The sequence below is a fragment of the Massilia sp. CF038 genome, assembly GCF_900129765.1.
Taxonomy (GTDB): domain Bacteria; phylum Pseudomonadota; class Gammaproteobacteria; order Burkholderiales; family Burkholderiaceae_D; genus Telluria_A.
Genome location: NZ_FQWU01000001.1, coordinates 1,053,827 through 1,069,064, shown reverse-complemented (window position 1 = coordinate 1,069,064; position 15,238 = coordinate 1,053,827). Strand labels below are relative to the sequence as shown.

Genomic DNA, 15,238 nt, shown 5'->3' with positions numbered 1-15,238 from the left:
GAATCACGATGCATGACGACACGGCGTTGCCGCCCCCCTCCCGCTTTCAGGGCTTGAAGACCACCTTCATCGTCCTTGCCGGCATTATTTTGCCCATCATTGCCATGCTTGTTCAGGCTGGGACTGAATTTCTCCAGCACAGCACCATGGATCCCGTGCCGACGGGGTTTCATTACCTCTTGATTTGCACAGTGCCACTGGCAAACCTGGCCTTGATACTGTCCGTCCACAACGGCGACCGCCTGGCCTGGGGCTGGGGCTGGCTGCATGCCTTTGCCACTGGCGTGTCCATGATTTACACGGTGCTGTTCCTGCCGCTGCTGCCCATCGGGGTGCTGCTGATTATTCTGGTCGGCATCGGCTTGCTGTTGCTCGCCCCTGCACTGTCGCTGGCGGCGGCCTTGCTGGCGCGCCAGCATGTACGGCGGGCAGGCGGCCGTCTGCCCAGCGTCTGGGCTGGCCTGGCGCTTGCCCTCACCGTCATGCTGGCGATCGATGCACCCGCCGTGCTAACGCGTATCGGCATGCAGATGGCCACCTCGGAGGCGCCTGAAAACCAGGTGCGCGGCGTGCACTGGCTGCGTGCGGTCGGCTCCGAAGATGTCCTGCTTCAGTTTTGCTATCCACAGTCCGCCAGCATGGGCGGCATCGTGGGTGCCCTGCTGGATCTGCATTCCACTTTTGACGGTAACCAGGCGCGCACCATCTTCTTTAAAGTGACTGGCACCAGTTTCAGCAGCCATGCAGCGCCGCCGGAGCGCGCCCGCTTCGGACGCGCCATGTTCGATGCTGACCGCGGCGGTGACAAAGTCGGACGGGCAGCAACTGGCGTGCGCCTGGAAAGCTCGCGCATTGATGGTTCGGTCGACGCATATTCCGCGCTGGGCTATCTGGAATGGACCATGACGCTGCATAACGAATCGGACAGCCAGCAGGAAGGCCGCGCCGAACTGCTGTTGCCACCGGGCGCCGTGGTCTCGCGTGCCACGCTGTGGGTGGGCGACGAAGAGCGCGAAGCGGCATTTGGCGCACGCGGCCAGGTGCGCGCAGCCTACCAGAGCGTGGTAAAGGCCCAGCGCGATCCGCTGCTGGTGACCACTGCCGGTCCCGGACGGGTACTGATACAGATGTTCCCGATTCCATCGGGGGGCAATATGAAAATCCGGATCGGCATTACTACGCCGATGCAGATTGATAGCCTGCAGCGTGCCAGCCTGCCGCTGCCGCTGATCGTCGAACGCAATTTCGGCGTCACTCCCGCCCTGCGGCACACTGTGTGGTTTGAATCGGCAGCGCCATTGGAGTCGAGCGGACCGCTACGTGCCGAGGCAGTCAAGCCCGGCCTGTTCGCCGTGCGTGGCGATCTCACGAGCCTCGATGCCGGCGCAGCCGACGCCATCATCGCCGTGCGCCGGCCGCAGCCCAACACCACCGCCTGGAGCCGCGATGAAAAGGGAGACAAGAACACGATGATCGTGCAAACCATCGTCGCCGCGGCGGCCCAGGCGCCGCGCCGCGTGGCGCTGGTCATCGACGGCTCTGTTTCCATGGCAAACAGCCGCGCACAACTGCTGGCGGCTCTTGACCGGATCCCGTCAGCGACCAAGCTGCTGCTGGTGTTTGCGGATGACGACACGCCGCTCGTCTTCGAACACCAGCCCAAGGATAGCAGCGCCACGCGCGCATTCCTGAACGGCCTAGCATTCAAAGGTGGACGCGATAACAGCGCGGCGCTGGCCAAGGCCTGGGAATGGCTTGGCGCCGATGAGGACAGCGCCATCGTCTGGCTCCACGGCGCCCAGCCGGAAACCGGCACTGCAACCGAATTGCTGATGCAGTCGCTGGCCCGGCGCCCGCTTCAGGCCGCGCTCTACGATCTGCAGGCCGCGCCCGGCGCGAATGCCATTGCCAACCGCATGGAAGCGGACCACCTGGCCGCGAATGTGCACGCCAGCGGCCATGGCGCGGCCGCGCTGATGGATTTGCTGGCACGCTGGCAGCCGGGCGCCCAGAACTGGCAATTGACGCGCGAGCGCCAACCAACGCGCCCCATGAGCAACGAAGCGCTCACCTCCGGCCATCTGGCGCGCCTGTGGGCCGCCGACCAGGTCCGCCAGCTGGCCACAGATCCTGCCAGCCGCGATGCTGCCGTGACGATGGCCAACCACTATCAGCTGGTGACCTCGGTATCGGGCGCGGTGGTACTGGAGACGCAAGCGCAGTACGATCAGGCCGGGTTGCAGCCGGTGCCGCCAGGCTCGGTGCCAACCATCCCTGAGCCGGAGACCTGGGCCATGCTGGCCGTGGTGCTGATGCTGCTGGCAGCGCAGGCCTACCGCCGTCGACGCGCATGAAGCTGCCATTGACACCATCGCCATTCGCGCTGCTGACCATTGCGACTGGCATCGCGTGCTGGCCGGTGCTGGACTGGTTCATCAAGGGCAGCATGGACGCCTCGAACGACTCGGCCAGCCTGCTTGCAGCGGCAACGGCAGCACTGCTGGTCTGGCGTTCGCCTGCAACCACGCCCGTGCGCTGGCCGCTGGCCCTGCCCGCCCTGCTGCTGGCCGCGTATGGCGTGGCCACTGCCATGGGCGTGCCGCCTGCCATCGGCGCCGTGCCGGCAGCAGCCGCACTGGCAGCGCTGGCCAGTGCCTACCGGCGCGCCTGCCGGCTGGACGTGGCCCTGCTTGCTTTATCGATGCTGGCGCTACCGCTGGCGGCGAGCCTGCAGTTCTATCTTGGCTACCCGATGCGCGTTGTGGCGGGCACGGTCTCGGTTGCGCTGCTGCGCATGGGCGGCGTTGGCGTGGTGCGTGACGGCGCCACGCTGGTATGGGGCACTCAGCTCATTTCCATCGATGCACCGTGCAGCGGCGTGAAGATGCTATGGGCTGGCTTGTATCTTGTGTGCGCACTGGCCGCTGGCCAGCGCCTGAACATGTCGCGTGCGATCGTGGCGCTCGCATGGAGCTGCATTGTGATTGTGGCGGCCAACGCCATGCGCGCCTGCGCCTTGTTCTATACCGAATCAGGTTTGATTCCCCTGCCCGCCGCCGCGCACGAGGGCATTGGCGTGGTGTGTTTTGTGGCAGCGGCGCTGACGATCTTTGGCGGCGTCCGTCTGATTGCGCGGGGTGCGCCGTGAAGCGGCTGGCTATTTCCCTGTTCGTGGCGCTATGCGCGCTGGCTGCACTTGCGCCGCTGGCGGCGCCGCCGCGCGCCGCGCCGGCGCAGGATGGCTTTCCCGGCTGGCCTGCGCAGTTCGACGGTGCCACGCTCACGGCATTGCCTCTGTCACCGATTGAAGAACGGTTCCAGCAGAATTTTCCCGGACGCGTGGGCCGCTTCACCGATGGCAAGCGCGAAATCATCCTGCGCTTTGTGGCGCAAGGCACGCGCAAGTTGCATCCGGCCAGCGACTGCTTCAAGGCCAATGGCTATGCTCTGGTGGCGCTGCCGATCGCGCTAGAGAACGAACAGCGCTGGTCCGGCTTTCGCGCTACGCGAAAGGGCACGACGATGGTGGTGCGCGAGCGGATTGTCGACAGCGCGGGCGCACAGTGGAGTGATGTATCGGCCTGGTACTGGGCGGTGCAGATGGGGCAGACCAGCGGCCCGTGGTGGGCCGTGACGGTCGCCCACACCGAGACCGAATAAGCGTGCCGCGCCCTTAGTCGTCCATGGCGGCAAACAGGCTCGCTGGCAGTTCCTGCTCCAGCGTCTGCATGTTGTTCGGGCCCACGGCCTTGGCTTCGCCCAGGGCCTTGAGGGCACGCTCAATCATGCCCTCGGCCTTTTCCGCCGGCGCATTGGTAGTCAGGCCGGTCGAGAAGGTAACGGTACGGCCGTCGGTCACCGTGTTCCAGTCAAAGCCGGCGATGAAGGCATTCAGGCGGTTCATGGCGAGCACGCCCTGGTGCAGCCAGGTGACCGGCAGGATGATGCCGAAGGTATCTTCGTCAATGCGGCCAAAACGGTCGAGGGTACGCAGCAGCAGGCACGACTCGCGCGCAATGGTCTGCAGGACCAGGTCGCCCTTTAGGCGGCCATAGCGCTCGTTGATGTCCTTCATGCCATCGACGCCAATCACGGCGAAGCAGAAAGGCTGGCCTGTGCGCGAGGAGCGCAGCAGTTCGTCGTCCACCATTTCAGCCAGACTGCGGCGATTGTGCACGCCGGTGAGTACGTCATGCCGCATCATTTCGGACATGGCAGCAATCTGCTTGTCCTTTTCGGCCAGCTGCGCGCGCAGCGGCTCGCAGGCAGGGCAACCTTGACATTCTGTACTCATGCGACTTCCTCTGGATAAGCTCGTTGCCCAAGCTTACCGCCGCAGTTGCACAGGATCAAGCAATATCCCGTTTCTGCGACACAATCGGCAACACAATGAGCAATCCAACCATGTTGCCGATTTCAATACAAAATTACAGGCGGAAGCCTAATTTCACACTGACCGACTTGTTGTCGCCGGTCTTGTCGACTTCAGCTGCCAGGTTGCCAAAGCCCAGGCTGAAGTTCAAGCCCGCGAACACCTTGGTGGCATTGGGCGATTCCTTGCTCAGATTGGCCACGTTCGGGGTCAGCTTGCCCCACACCTTGCCCACGCCGCCGTATGGCGTCATGTTGAGGAAGCCTTTCGATACGGTCAGCTCCAGGCTGCGCGTATCGGCATCGATCTGGTCCACGCCGAACAGGCGCGTGACGGCGCCACGTACCGACACGGCCGGCGTGGCAGTGCCGCCTTCGATCAGGGCGTACTTGATTTCCGCACCACCGACCTTGATATCGGAACCTGGCACGGCGGCCAGACTGGCGCCAATGTCGATCCCGTAAGGCAGACCTTTGTGCACATGGACTTTGGGGATGTAGACGGTCGAGCTGTCGGCGCCGGCCTTTTCCCAGATGTCGCCATGCTTCATTTTGGTCGAGGTCAGTTCAACGCCGATATCGAAGCCGGTCACGCCCAGCGGCTCTGCCGGCGACACGCCCTTGTAGCTGATGGCGCCGGTCAGATCCTTGGCCAGGCTGGCGAATTCGGACTGGGTCAGCGTGCCGATGTTGTCCAGGTCGTCCGCGGCGAATGCAGGCGCGCCGATTGCAGCGACGGCCAGAACACAAATATGTTGGAATTTCATTATGATGCCTTTATCTGATTGAAGTAATGCAGGCGGCATTGTAAGGGCGCCTGCCAATTCAGGCAGTAAGCATCTGTAACCGGAGCGTTTTGTGGAACAAGCAACCTGTCCTTTGTGCGGCCGTGTGCTGGGATCGATCAACGTCGACCGGCATCATCTGGTGCCGAAAAAATTCAAAGGGACCGAGCAGTTTTTGGTGCACAAGATCTGTCACCGGAAGATTCACTCGGCGTTCACCGAGCGCGAGCTGCTCCAGTCGTATCACACCTGGGAAGCCTTGCGCGCGAACGAGGAGATCCGGACCTTTATCGGCTGGGTAGCAAAAAAAGACCCGGGATTTTATTCGCGCACGTTCAGTACCAACGCGAAGAAGAACAAATAATCAGAAGCGCTCGTATTCGTGCAGATAGCGCCACTGCCCTGCCGGCAGGCTGGCCATGGGCACCCGGCCCACGCGAATCCGCTTCATGCTGACCACGCTCAAGTTGACCATGCGGCACATGTGCTCCAGCTGCCCGGGCTTGACGCCCTTGAGCGCAAAGCGCAAGCGCGTCTCGTTCTGCCAGCTCACTTTCATGGGCGGGATCGGCTTGCCGTTGAACGGCAGGCCATGGTTCAGCAGCGCCAAGCCGTTTTCGCGGATGTCGCCGCTGACTTCAACGATGAATTCCTGTTCGACCCGATTACCCTCGTCCACCAGTTTGCGCGCAACGCGGAAGTCCTGGGTATAGATCACCAGGCCACTGGCCTTGGTATCAAGCGGCGAGCACAGAGTCAGTTTGGACAAATGGCGGCGCAGGAAGCGCTGCTTGCCATGATCGGCTGGCAGCAGTGTTTCGGCCGACAGCAGTTGGGTGGCGTCCGTGCCATCGCTGCCGACGCCTGCGTTGTAACCGGCAGGTTTATGCAGCAGTATGGTCACCGGCAAAATTTCTGCCAGGGTCGCGTCCTCGTGGATCACCACATCCTGGTCATCGAGCACGCGCGCGCCCGGCTCTTCTACGACCACTCCGTCCACGCTGATCCAGCCACCGGAAATATACTGCTCGGCTTCGTTGCGCGAGCATGGGATCATTTCGGCCACGCGCTTGGCGAGGCGGATCGAATCGTCGGTCATCAGGAGGGGCGCCAGTCTTTGAAAAATGCGGTAAATACGGCAATCACGCGTTCGATGTCCGCAGCGGACACGTTCAGATGCGTCACCAGACGCGTGTGCTGGCCAACGGTGATGCGAATATGCTCGCGCAGCAGGGTTGAACGCAATGCGTCCACCGCTGCTGGCGGCACTTCAATGTAAAAAATGTTCGTTTGCGGCGTCGCGACCTTGAGCTGCGCAATTTGCGCCAGACCGCGCGACAGATTGGCCGCATTGCTGTGGTCATCCGCAAGGCGCTCGACATGGTGCTCGAGCGCGTACAGGCCGGCCGCAGCCAGCATGCCGGCCTGGCGCATGCCCCCGCCCAGCATCTTGCGCCAGCGCTTGCCCAGCTCGATGAAGGCTTTGGGACCAAGCAGCACCGAGCCAACCGGCGCGCCCAGGCCTTTGGACAGGCACACGGAGACGGTGTCAAAACCAGCCGTGGCCGCGCGCAGGCTGATGCCCTGCTTGACGGCGGCGTTGCAAATGCGCGCACCATCGAGGTGGGTGGCCAGGCCGCGCGCATGGGCCAGCGAGGTTGCCGCTGCCATGTACTCGGCGCTGAGGACGCGCCCGCCGATGGTGTTCTCCAGCGCCAGAATGCGGGTGCGGGCGAAATGCATGTCGTCCGGCTTGATGTAGGCTTCGATATCGCTCAGGGCGATACTGCCATCGGGCTGGTTGGCGATGGGCTGCGGCTGAATGCTGCCCAGTACTGCCGCGCCGCCGCCTTCATATTTATAGGTATGGGCTTCCTGGCCCACCAGATACTCGTCGCCGCGCGCGCAGTGCACCAGCAGCGCAATCAGGTTGCTTTGCGTGCCCGATGGCGCGAACAGCCCGGCTTCGTAGCCGAACATCTCGGCGGCCACGTCCTGCAGGCGATTGACGGTGGGGTCGTCGCCGTACACATCGTCGCCCACTGGCGCCGCTGCCATCGCGGCGCGCATTGCATCGCCAGGCTGGGTGACGGTATCGCTGCGCAGGTCGATCCAGTGGTCGGTAGATTGGCTCATGTTGTCGCTTCGGCTTTTTCCAGTTGTTGGGTGTAGAAGCGCTCGCCCATTTCTTCCAGGCCGAGCGTGGCCAGCACTTCCTGCAATCGCTCGGTCGGGCGCTTGCGGGGCAGGTTCTTGTAGCTGGCGATGATCAGTTCATTTTTCATCGAGTGCTCCCAGCCCACCAGTTCGGTCACATTGACCTGGTAGCCGTGCGCCTCGAGCTGCAGGCAGCGCAGCACATTGGTGACCTGGCTGCCGAACTCGCGCGTGTGCAGCGGGTGGCGCCAGATTTCGGTCAATGCGCTCTTGCCCAGATCCTTGCCCTTGTTTTTCTTGAGCACCGAGGCCACTTCGGCCTGGCAGCAAGGCACCAGCACCATGAATTTGGCGCGCTTTTTGAGCGCGAAGTCGATCGCGTCGTCGGTGGCGGTATTGCAAGCGTGGAGCGCGGTGACAATGTCGATCTGCGCAGGCAGCTTGTCGGACTTGGTGGAATCGGCCACCGATAAATTCAGGAACGACATGCCGGGAAAGCCCAGCTTTTGCGCCAGCGCCGCCGATTTCTGCACCAGCTCTTCGCGCGTTTCAATGCCATAGATGCGGGAACCGTCGTCGAGCGTCTTGAAGAACAGGTCGTACAGGATGAAACCCAGATACGACTTGCCGGCACCGTGGTCAACCAGCGAAATGGCAGGATGGTCGTTCTGGATTTCGCGGATCAGCGGCTCGATGAACTGCACCAGGTGATACACCTGCTTGAGTTTGCGGCGGCTGTCCTGATTGAGTTTGCCGTCACGCGTGAGGATGTGCAGCTCCTGCAGCAGCGCGACTGACTGACCGGGGCGAATTTCGGGCGCCAGCGCCTCGGCCGGCTTGGCCGTGTCAGCGCGCTTCATCGATCCACGCCTGTTGAATCGCTTCGAGAACCTTTTCGCCACCGCGCGTGTGGTCATCGTCAAACCCGTCCAGGCCGACGATCCAGTTGTGCAGGTCGGTAAAGCGCACCGTGATCGGATCGATCTCGGGGTACTTGTCGTACAGTGCCTCGGCGATGAGGGAAACGTCACTCCATCTCATGATCAGTGGTTCTTTTCGGCGGCGTGGTTGATCGTGTATTTAGGCAGTTCGACCACCAGGTCTTCGGTACCGACGATGGCCTGGCACGACAGGCGCGACACAGGCTCCAGGCCCCAGGCGCGGTCGAGCAAGTCCTCTTCTTTTTCTTCCGGCTCGTTCAGGGACGCGAAGCCTTCGCGCACCAGCACGTGGCAGGTGGTGCAGGCGCACACGCGGTCGCAAGCGTGCTCGATTTCGATGTCGTTGTCGAGCATGACGTCGCACACCGATTTGCCGCTCGGCGCCTCGACGACAGCGCCTTCAGGGCAAAACACGGGATGAGGGAGAAAGACGATTTGGGGCACGGGGTAACCTTTAAATGTAATCAGACTTCGTCGAGCGTTTTGCCGGCGAGTGCGGTGCGCACGCTTTGGTCCATGCGGCGCGAGGCAAATTCTTCAGTCACGGCCGCCAGTCTGGCAACCGCATCGTGGATGAAGCCGGCGTCGTCCGCCGTTTTGGCCTCAGCCACTTTGGCCATTTCCTGGTCAACAGCCTGGCGTTCTTCAGGCGAGAGCAAGGCGCCATCGGCGTCCAGCGCCGATTGCGTGGCCAGCAGAATGCGGTCCGCTTCAACCTGCTCTTCGCGCAAGGCGCGCTGCACCATGTCGCCTTTGGCGCCGGTGTAGGAATCCTGCAGCATGCGCGCCACTTCATCGTCGGCCAGGCCATACGATGGTTTGACGGTAATGGACGCTTCCACGCCGGAGCGCGTTTCGCGCGCTGATACCGACAGCAAGCCGTCCGCATCAACCTGGTAGGTGATGCGAATGCGCGCGGCGCCAGCCACCATTGGTGGAATGCCGCGCAGCTCGAAGCGCGCCAGCGAACGGCAGTCGGACACCAGTTCGCGCTCGCCCTGCAGCACGTGCACGGCCAGCGCGGTCTGGCCATCCTTGAAGGTGGTGAATTCCTGCGCGCGGGCGCATGGAATGGTCGAATTACGTGGAATGATTTTTTCCACCAGTCCGCCCATGGTCTCGATGCCCAGCGACAGCGGCGTTACGTCCAGCAGCAGCCAGTCGTCGCCTGCGGCGCGGTTACCGGCCAGCAGATTGGCCTGGATCGCCGCGCCCAGCGCAACCACCTTGTCGGGATCGATGTTCGCGTGCGGGATGGTCTTGAAGAACTCGGTCACGGCGCGGCGCACATGCGGCATGCGGGTGGCACCACCGACCATCACCACGCCGTCGACATCATCGACCGACACCGACGCGTCGCGCAGCGCCTTTTTAATGGCGTTCATGGTCTTGTTGACCAGATGCTTGGTGATGTCCGCGAAGGTTTCGGCAGGCACTTTGACGTGCACGATTTCGCCCGAGTTCAGGATCGCGTCGACCGTGGTGTCGCCATTGGTCGAGAGCAGTTCCTTGGCCTGGCGCGCCTTGACCATGAGGGTGGCGGTGTCTTCGTCGGACAGGGGCGCCAGCTTGGCTTGTTCGCAGATCCAGCAGAACAGGCGATGGTCAAAGTCGTCGCCGCCAAGCGCTGAATCGCCGCCCGTGGACAGCACTTCAAAGACGCCTTTGGACAGCTTTAGAATGGAAATATCGAAGGTGCCGCCACCGAGGTCGTACACCGCATACACGCCTTCGGAAGCGTGATCGAGGCCGTAGGCGATGGCTGCCGCTGTCGGCTCCGACAGCAGGCGCAGCACGTTCAGGCCGGCCAGCTGGGCCGCATCTTTGGTAGCCTGGCGCTGGGCGTCGTCAAAGTAGGCAGGCACGGTGATGACGGCGCCAACCAGTTCGTCGCCAAGCGAGTCTTCGGCGCGCTGGCGCAGCGTGGCCAGAATCTGCGCGGAAATCTCGACCGGGCTTTTGACGCCGGCCACGGTCTTGATCTGCACCATGCCAGGCGTATCCTGGAAGACGTACGGCATGTTCTCGGCGTAGGCGATGTCTTTCAGGCCGCGGCCCATGAAACGCTTGACCGAAACGATGGTGTTCTTGGGATCGGTGGTCTGGTGCGCCTGCGCCTTGTGGCCGATGTTGGCGTGGCCGTTGGGCAGATAGCGCACGACCGACGGCAGCAGAGGACGGCCGTCCTCGTCGCTCAGCACTTCAGGGATGCCGCTGCGGACCGTGGCCACGAGCGAGTTGGTGGTGCCCAGATCGATGCCCACGGCCAGCCGGTGCTGGTGCGGCGCTGTGGACATGCCTGGTTCCGAGATTTGAAGAAGTGCCATTGTATTTTTCTTTAGTTACCGTAGAGCGAACGCGGCATCTCAACTGCCACCTACATCGCTCTCGCGAAGGCGGGGGCCCATGGCACAGAAGCTTCGTGGCGGCTCGAATGTGGCATGGGTCCCCGCCTGCGCGAGGACGATGTGTTGGTGCGTCAGCTGTCGAGAGCGTCCAGCGCGTAATGCAGTTCTTCGCCAAATTTATCCAGGAACATCAGGGCGCGCACGCCTTGCGCCGCGTGCTCGTAATCGCCCTGGTCCAGCTGCGCGCCGATCTGCGCCATGCGCGCTTTGCGATCCGCTGCCACTTCGGTGTCCAGTGCTTCGAGCGCGTCCAGATCCTTGCCTGCCCGTGCGTCGCCCAGCGCTTCGCGCCACTCCATCTGCTGCATCAGGAAATCCATCGGCATGGCCGTATTCGATTCCGTCTTCAGGTCCACGCCATGCAGCTCGCACAGATACTGCGCGCGCTTCTGGGGATTTTTCAGCGTCTGATAAGCCTCGTTCGCACGCGTGGCCCACTGCATCGCCACGCGCTTTTCAGCGTCGCTGGCGTTGACGAAGCGGTCGGGATGGACCTGGCCCTGCACATCGCGGTAGGCCGCATCGAGCGCGCCGGCGTCAACCGTGAACCTGGCGGGAAGCTGAAACAGTTCGAAGTGATTCTGCATCGCCTTAGATACGGAAGCTTTCGCCGCAGCCGCATTCATCCTTCACCTGCGGGTTATGGAAGCGAAAACCTTCGTTCAAGCCTTCCCGCGTGAAATCGAGTTCGGTGCCATCGATGTACGGCAGGCTTTTCGGGTCCACGAATACCTTGACGCCGTGCGACTCGAAGACATTGTCTTCGGCCTGCGCTTCATCGACATATTCCAGCTTGTAGGCCAGGCCCGAACAACCGGTCGTGCGCACGCCAAAACGCAGTCCCACACCTTTGCCGCGCCGTTCGATGTAGCGGTTGATGTGCTTGGCTGCTTTTTCGGTCAGTGTGATTGCCATAATTTCTCCAGCAATTAAGCTGCTGCGGGATGCTTGGTCTTGTAGTCCAGCACCGCAGCCTTGATCGCGTCTTCGGCCAGGATCGAGCAGTGGATTTTCACTGGCGGCAGCGCCAGTTCTTCCGCGATCTGGGTGTTCTTGATCGACAGTGCCTGGTCCAGGGTTTTGCCCTTGACCCATTCGGTCACCAGCGACGACGAGGCAATCGCCGAGCCGCAGCCGTAGGTCTTGAACTTCGCATCTTCGATCAGGCCATCGGCGCCCACCTTGATTTGCAGTTTCATCACGTCGCCGCAAGCAGGCGCACCGACCATGCCGGTGCCGATCGTTTCGTCGCCCTTGTCGAAAGCGCCGACGTTACGTGGATTTTCGTAGTGATCCAACACTTTTTCCGAGTATGCCATTTTAGAACTCCTGAGTATTCAATACGGTTAGTGGGCTGCCCATTGGATCGAGTTGATGTCGATCCCTTCTTTGAACATATCCCACAGCGGCGACAGTTCGCGCAGCTTGTGGACCTTCGATTTGAGCAGCTCCACTGCGAAATCGATGTCGGCTTCGGTCGAGAAACGGCCGATGGTGAAACGGATCGAGCTGTGCGCCAGTTCGTCGCTCCGGCCCAGCGCGCGCAGTACATAAGATGGTTCCAGACTGGCCGAAGTACAAGCAGAACCGGACGAGACCGCGATATCCTTGATCGCCATGATCAGCGACTCGCCTTCCACATAGTTGAACGACACGTTCAGGTTGTGCGGTACGCGGTGATCCATATCGCCGTTGATGTAGACCTCTTCGATTTCCTGCAAGCCCTTGGCCAGGCGGTCGCGCAAGGCGGTCACGCGGGCGATTTCGCTGTCCATCTCTTCTTTGGCGATGCGGAAGGCTTCGCCCATGCCGACGATCTGGTGGGTCGCCAGCGTGCCTGAACGCAGGCCGCGCTCGTGGCCGCCGCCGTGCATTTGCGCTTCCAGGCGCACACGCGGCTTGCGTCGCACGTACAGGGCGCCAATGCCTTTCGGGCCATAGGTTTTGTGGGCCGTGAAGGTCATCAGGTCGACCTTCGAGTTTTCCAGGTCGATCTTGACCTTGCCGGTGGCCTGGGCTGCGTCGCAGTGGAAGATGATGCCCTTGGCGCGCGTGAGTGCAGCCAGTTCTTCGATTGGCTGGATCACGCCGATCTCGTTATTGACCAGCATGACCGAGACCAGAATGGTGTCCGGGCGGATGGCCGCTTCCAGCTGCGCCACGCTGATCAGGCCATTGTCCTGCGGCTCGAGGTAGGTCGCCTCAAAGCCGACGCGTTCGAGTTCGCGCACGGTGTCGAGTACGGCCTTGTGCTCGGTTTTGACCGTGATGATGTGCTTGCCCTTGGATTTGTAGAACTGGGCAGCGCCTTTGATGGCCAGGTTGTTCGATTCGGTGGCGCCGGAAGTCCAGATGATTTCGCGCGGATCGGCGCCCACCAGTGCGGCGACATGGGCGCGCGCTTCTTCGACGGCCGCTTCCGCAGTCCAGCCGTACATGTGGCTGCGCGATGCGGGATTGCCAAACTGCTCGCGCAGGTAGGGAATCATTTTGTCGGCCACGCGCGGATCGATCGGCGTGGTGGCCGAATAGTCCATGTAGATCGGGAAATGCGGCGCAGTCACGAAAGTCTGCTCGAGGTTTTTGTCCAAAGGCGCGTTCATCAGTTCACTCCAATATGCTTCAATTTTGTGCCACTGCAGCCGGATTGCGGTGCATGACGACGACTTGTTCAGAATTCTTCTGGTGCTGCTGGTCGACCAGGTCTTGCAGCGAGACCGAGTCGAGGTAGTCCACCATTTTTTCGTTCAGCGTGGCCCACAGCTCGTGAGTCATGCAGCGCGCGCCGGTGGCCGCGTCCGAACCGTGGCAGTTCTCTTTGCCGCCGCACTGGGTAGCGTCGAGCGGCTCGTCCACGGCAATGATGATGTCGGCCACGGTGACCTTGTCGGCGCGGCGCGCCAGGCTGTAACCGCCACCGGGACCGCGGATCGATTCGACGATTTCATGGCGCCGCAGCTTGCCGAACAGTTGCTCCAGATAGGACAGGGAGATGGCTTGCCGCTGGCTGATGCCGGCGAGCGTGACCGGGCCCTTGCCCTGGCGCAGGGCAAGATCGATCATTGCTGTAACGGCAAAACGGCCTTTGGTTGTCAGACGCATCACGACCCCGAATCTGTTAAAATATTGCCCTTGCTCAAGCCAATGCGCGCCTGGAAAAGGCCGATTAGTTGAACGATTTAGTCAAGTATAACAAAATCGTGGGGCTTTGTCTTGGGAGGGCCCGTTTTGACCGGGTCACTTCTTGGCGATAAGCAACTTCATCGGCCGGAAGAAATCCTGCATCCCGGCGTGCTCAATAAAGCTCAGGTTGTATGGGTGTTCCGACACCAGTTGCGGAAACTGTTCGACATCCGGCAACTTCCTGATTTGCTCTGCAATTTTCCCCCAAAGCACTAATGTCGGCGCCGTGGCATTGCCCAGCAGCGCGGCGAGTATTGTCTGCAGAAACGGGAGCCAGGCCCGCGCATCGACCACCGGCGCCACCGTCTTGCGAAACACCAGCGAGGCGTTGAGCAGAAGGAAGCCCTGCCCGGTCAGGTTGTCCTGCAGCTCGGCCAGGGTCTGGATGCTGCCATCGGCGGCGGCGCGCGCGGCCACCGGCGCCATGGCCGCGCCACCCGTATCGCCAGCAGCCAGCCTGCCCTCGGCCACCAGCAGCATCTTCATGAAATTGCGCAGCGAGGTGGCCTTGTTCACCGGCTTGGACAGACCGCTCTCGCACCACAGGCTGCCCACCGCCCCATCCATGAAACAGACGCCAGTGGCGCTTTCAGCACGCGGATATGGTCCCTCTCCCACCAGCACGTAGCGCACTGCCGACAGCGGCAAGGCAAAGGCGGCAAACAGGCGTTGATCCGTGGGCAAATAGTCGTCCAGCGCCAGCGCCGGCAGATAGGCGGGATTGGCGTGCGCAACCGCCTCCAGGCCAGCGCGCAAGTGGGGCTGCCAGCTGGGGTGGGCGCGCGACAAGGCATCAATCAGAATGGGCGGAATGGTGGGGTTCATGCGTGTTGGACGAGGCAAAGGCGCGATTGTAGCGCAGGCGGGGTCGGTTCAACGGGGCGTCGGCTTTTTGCAAAAACGTGCATTATTGACAAAACCCGTACCACACCAACCTGGAGATTCTGATGCAAACAATTCAAGACGTAATGACCCGCGACGTGCAGCGCATTGCCCCAACCGATACCGTACGCCGCGCCGCGCAGCTGATGGACGAATTCAATGTCGGCTCGATTCCCGTCTGCGACGGCGACAAGCTGGTTGGCATGGTCACCGACCGCGACATCACGGTGCGCTCCACAGCAGCTGGCCAGTCGCCGGAAACCACGCGCGTGGCCGACGTCATGAGCACCGATGTGCGCACCTGCTATTCGACCCAGTCGGTGGACGAAGTGCTGGGCCAGATGGGCAATGTGCAGATTCGCCGCGTGCCGGTAGTGGACCAGCAGTCGCACAGCCTGGTTGGCATCGTGTCGCTGGGCGACATGGCCACCAAACAGTCCAAAGGCATCGAGCAGGCGCTGGAAGAAATCTCGTCGCCGTCCGAACCGGACCGTTCGACGGCGCACTGATG

Annotated in this window: 19 protein-coding genes; 5 read left to right on the top strand and 14 right to left on the bottom strand. The window is 62.1% G+C overall.

Annotation, left to right across the window (positions count from 1 at the left end):
- Positions 1 to 8 precede the first annotated feature (8 nt).
- Genes BUC24_RS04910 through BUC24_RS04900 form a run of 3 tightly spaced genes read left to right on the top strand, consistent with a single transcriptional unit; the run spans position 9 to position 3,660 of the window.
- The gene (locus BUC24_RS04910) at positions 9 to 2,354 is read left to right on the top strand and encodes a VIT domain-containing protein (RefSeq protein WP_073212984.1); all 2,346 of its coding nucleotides are present in this window, start codon (positions 9 to 11) and stop codon (positions 2,352 to 2,354) included.
- The gene (locus BUC24_RS04905; protein WP_073212983.1) at positions 2,351 to 3,148 is read left to right on the top strand and encodes an archaeosortase/exosortase family protein; all 798 of its coding nucleotides are present in this window, start codon (positions 2,351 to 2,353) and stop codon (positions 3,146 to 3,148) included. Before BUC24_RS04910 ends, BUC24_RS04905 begins: the two co-directional genes overlap by 4 nt.
- Positions 3,145 to 3,660 (top strand): hypothetical protein, encoded by a 516-nt coding sequence (locus tag BUC24_RS04900; protein WP_073212982.1) that lies wholly within the window; start codon positions 3,145 to 3,147, stop codon positions 3,658 to 3,660. The genes BUC24_RS04905 and BUC24_RS04900 overlap by 4 nt, the downstream gene beginning before the upstream one ends.
- Before the next feature lie 13 nt (positions 3,661 to 3,673).
- On the opposite strand, the gene BUC24_RS04895 is transcribed toward BUC24_RS04900, so the two are convergent.
- Together BUC24_RS04895 and BUC24_RS04890 are read right to left on the bottom strand one after the other, a co-directional pair.
- A complete protein-coding gene (locus BUC24_RS04895) occupies positions 3,674 to 4,294 on the bottom strand; it encodes a GGDEF domain-containing protein (RefSeq protein WP_073212981.1) in 621 nt (206 codons plus the stop codon).
- A 133-nt stretch (positions 4,295 to 4,427) separates the two neighbouring features.
- Positions 4,428 to 5,138 carry a hypothetical protein gene (locus BUC24_RS04890; protein WP_073212980.1) on the bottom strand — a complete coding sequence of 237 codons (711 nt, stop codon included), beginning with the start codon at positions 5,136 to 5,138 and terminating at the stop codon, positions 4,428 to 4,430.
- Between the two features lie 91 nt (positions 5,139 to 5,229).
- Between BUC24_RS04890 and BUC24_RS04885 the strand changes: the two genes are divergently transcribed.
- Positions 5,230 to 5,520 carry an HNH endonuclease signature motif containing protein gene (locus BUC24_RS04885; RefSeq protein WP_073212979.1) on the top strand — a complete coding sequence of 97 codons (291 nt, stop codon included), beginning with the start codon at positions 5,230 to 5,232 and terminating at the stop codon, positions 5,518 to 5,520.
- On the opposite strand, the gene BUC24_RS04880 is transcribed toward BUC24_RS04885, so the two are convergent.
- From BUC24_RS04880 to BUC24_RS04825, 12 genes are all read right to left on the bottom strand, one after another.
- Positions 5,521 to 6,255 (bottom strand): rRNA pseudouridine synthase, encoded by a 735-nt coding sequence (locus BUC24_RS04880; protein WP_073212978.1) that lies wholly within the window; start codon positions 6,253 to 6,255, stop codon positions 5,521 to 5,523.
- Positions 6,255 to 7,292 carry a low-specificity L-threonine aldolase gene (gene ltaE, locus BUC24_RS04875; RefSeq protein WP_073212977.1) on the bottom strand — a complete coding sequence of 346 codons (1,038 nt, stop codon included), beginning with the start codon at positions 7,290 to 7,292 and terminating at the stop codon, positions 6,255 to 6,257. Before ltaE ends, BUC24_RS04880 begins: the two co-directional genes overlap by 1 nt.
- Entirely contained in the window at positions 7,289 to 8,173 is an 885-nt protein-coding gene (locus BUC24_RS04870; RefSeq protein WP_073212976.1) for a class I SAM-dependent methyltransferase, read from the bottom strand. Before BUC24_RS04870 ends, ltaE begins: the two co-directional genes overlap by 4 nt.
- Entirely contained in the window at positions 8,160 to 8,354 is a 195-nt protein-coding gene (gene iscX / locus BUC24_RS04865; protein WP_073212975.1) for a Fe-S cluster assembly protein IscX, read from the bottom strand. The genes BUC24_RS04870 and iscX overlap by 14 nt, the downstream gene beginning before the upstream one ends.
- 2 nt (positions 8,355 to 8,356) lie before the next feature.
- On the bottom strand, positions 8,357 to 8,698 hold the full coding sequence (fdx, locus tag BUC24_RS04860) for an ISC system 2Fe-2S type ferredoxin (protein WP_073212974.1): 342 nt from the start codon (positions 8,696 to 8,698) through the stop codon (positions 8,357 to 8,359).
- Between the two features lie 20 nt (positions 8,699 to 8,718).
- Positions 8,719 to 10,581 (bottom strand): Fe-S protein assembly chaperone HscA, encoded by a 1,863-nt coding sequence (hscA, locus tag BUC24_RS04855; RefSeq protein WP_073212973.1) that lies wholly within the window; start codon positions 10,579 to 10,581, stop codon positions 8,719 to 8,721.
- 152 nt (positions 10,582 to 10,733) lie between these two features.
- Positions 10,734 to 11,249: a Fe-S protein assembly co-chaperone HscB gene (gene hscB, locus BUC24_RS04850; RefSeq protein ID WP_073212972.1), complete on the bottom strand. Its 516-nt coding sequence runs from the start codon at positions 11,247 to 11,249 to the stop codon at positions 10,734 to 10,736.
- Positions 11,250 to 11,253: 4 nt separating this feature from the next.
- Positions 11,254 to 11,577, bottom strand: a complete 324-nt coding sequence (gene iscA, locus BUC24_RS04845) for an iron-sulfur cluster assembly protein IscA (protein WP_073212971.1) — start codon at positions 11,575 to 11,577, stop codon at positions 11,254 to 11,256.
- A 14-nt stretch (positions 11,578 to 11,591) separates the two neighbouring features.
- Complete coding sequence (iscU, locus tag BUC24_RS04840) at positions 11,592 to 11,981, bottom strand: Fe-S cluster assembly scaffold IscU (RefSeq protein WP_073212970.1); 390 nt, start codon at positions 11,979 to 11,981, stop codon at positions 11,592 to 11,594.
- Positions 11,982 to 12,008: 27 nt separating this feature from the next.
- A complete protein-coding gene (locus BUC24_RS04835) occupies positions 12,009 to 13,265 on the bottom strand; it encodes an IscS subfamily cysteine desulfurase (RefSeq protein WP_073212969.1) in 1,257 nt (418 codons plus the stop codon).
- A gap of 19 nt (positions 13,266 to 13,284) precedes the next feature.
- The gene (gene iscR, locus BUC24_RS04830; protein WP_073212968.1) at positions 13,285 to 13,764 is read right to left on the bottom strand and encodes a Fe-S cluster assembly transcriptional regulator IscR; all 480 of its coding nucleotides are present in this window, start codon (positions 13,762 to 13,764) and stop codon (positions 13,285 to 13,287) included.
- A gap of 135 nt (positions 13,765 to 13,899) precedes the next feature.
- Positions 13,900 to 14,670 carry a uracil-DNA glycosylase family protein gene (locus BUC24_RS04825; protein WP_073212967.1) on the bottom strand — a complete coding sequence of 257 codons (771 nt, stop codon included), beginning with the start codon at positions 14,668 to 14,670 and terminating at the stop codon, positions 13,900 to 13,902.
- Positions 14,671 to 14,792: 122 nt separating this feature from the next.
- Between BUC24_RS04825 and BUC24_RS04820 the strand changes: the two genes are divergently transcribed.
- Complete coding sequence (locus BUC24_RS04820; protein WP_073212966.1) at positions 14,793 to 15,236, top strand: CBS domain-containing protein; 444 nt, start codon at positions 14,793 to 14,795, stop codon at positions 15,234 to 15,236.
- Positions 15,237 to 15,238: the final 2 nt, after the last annotated feature.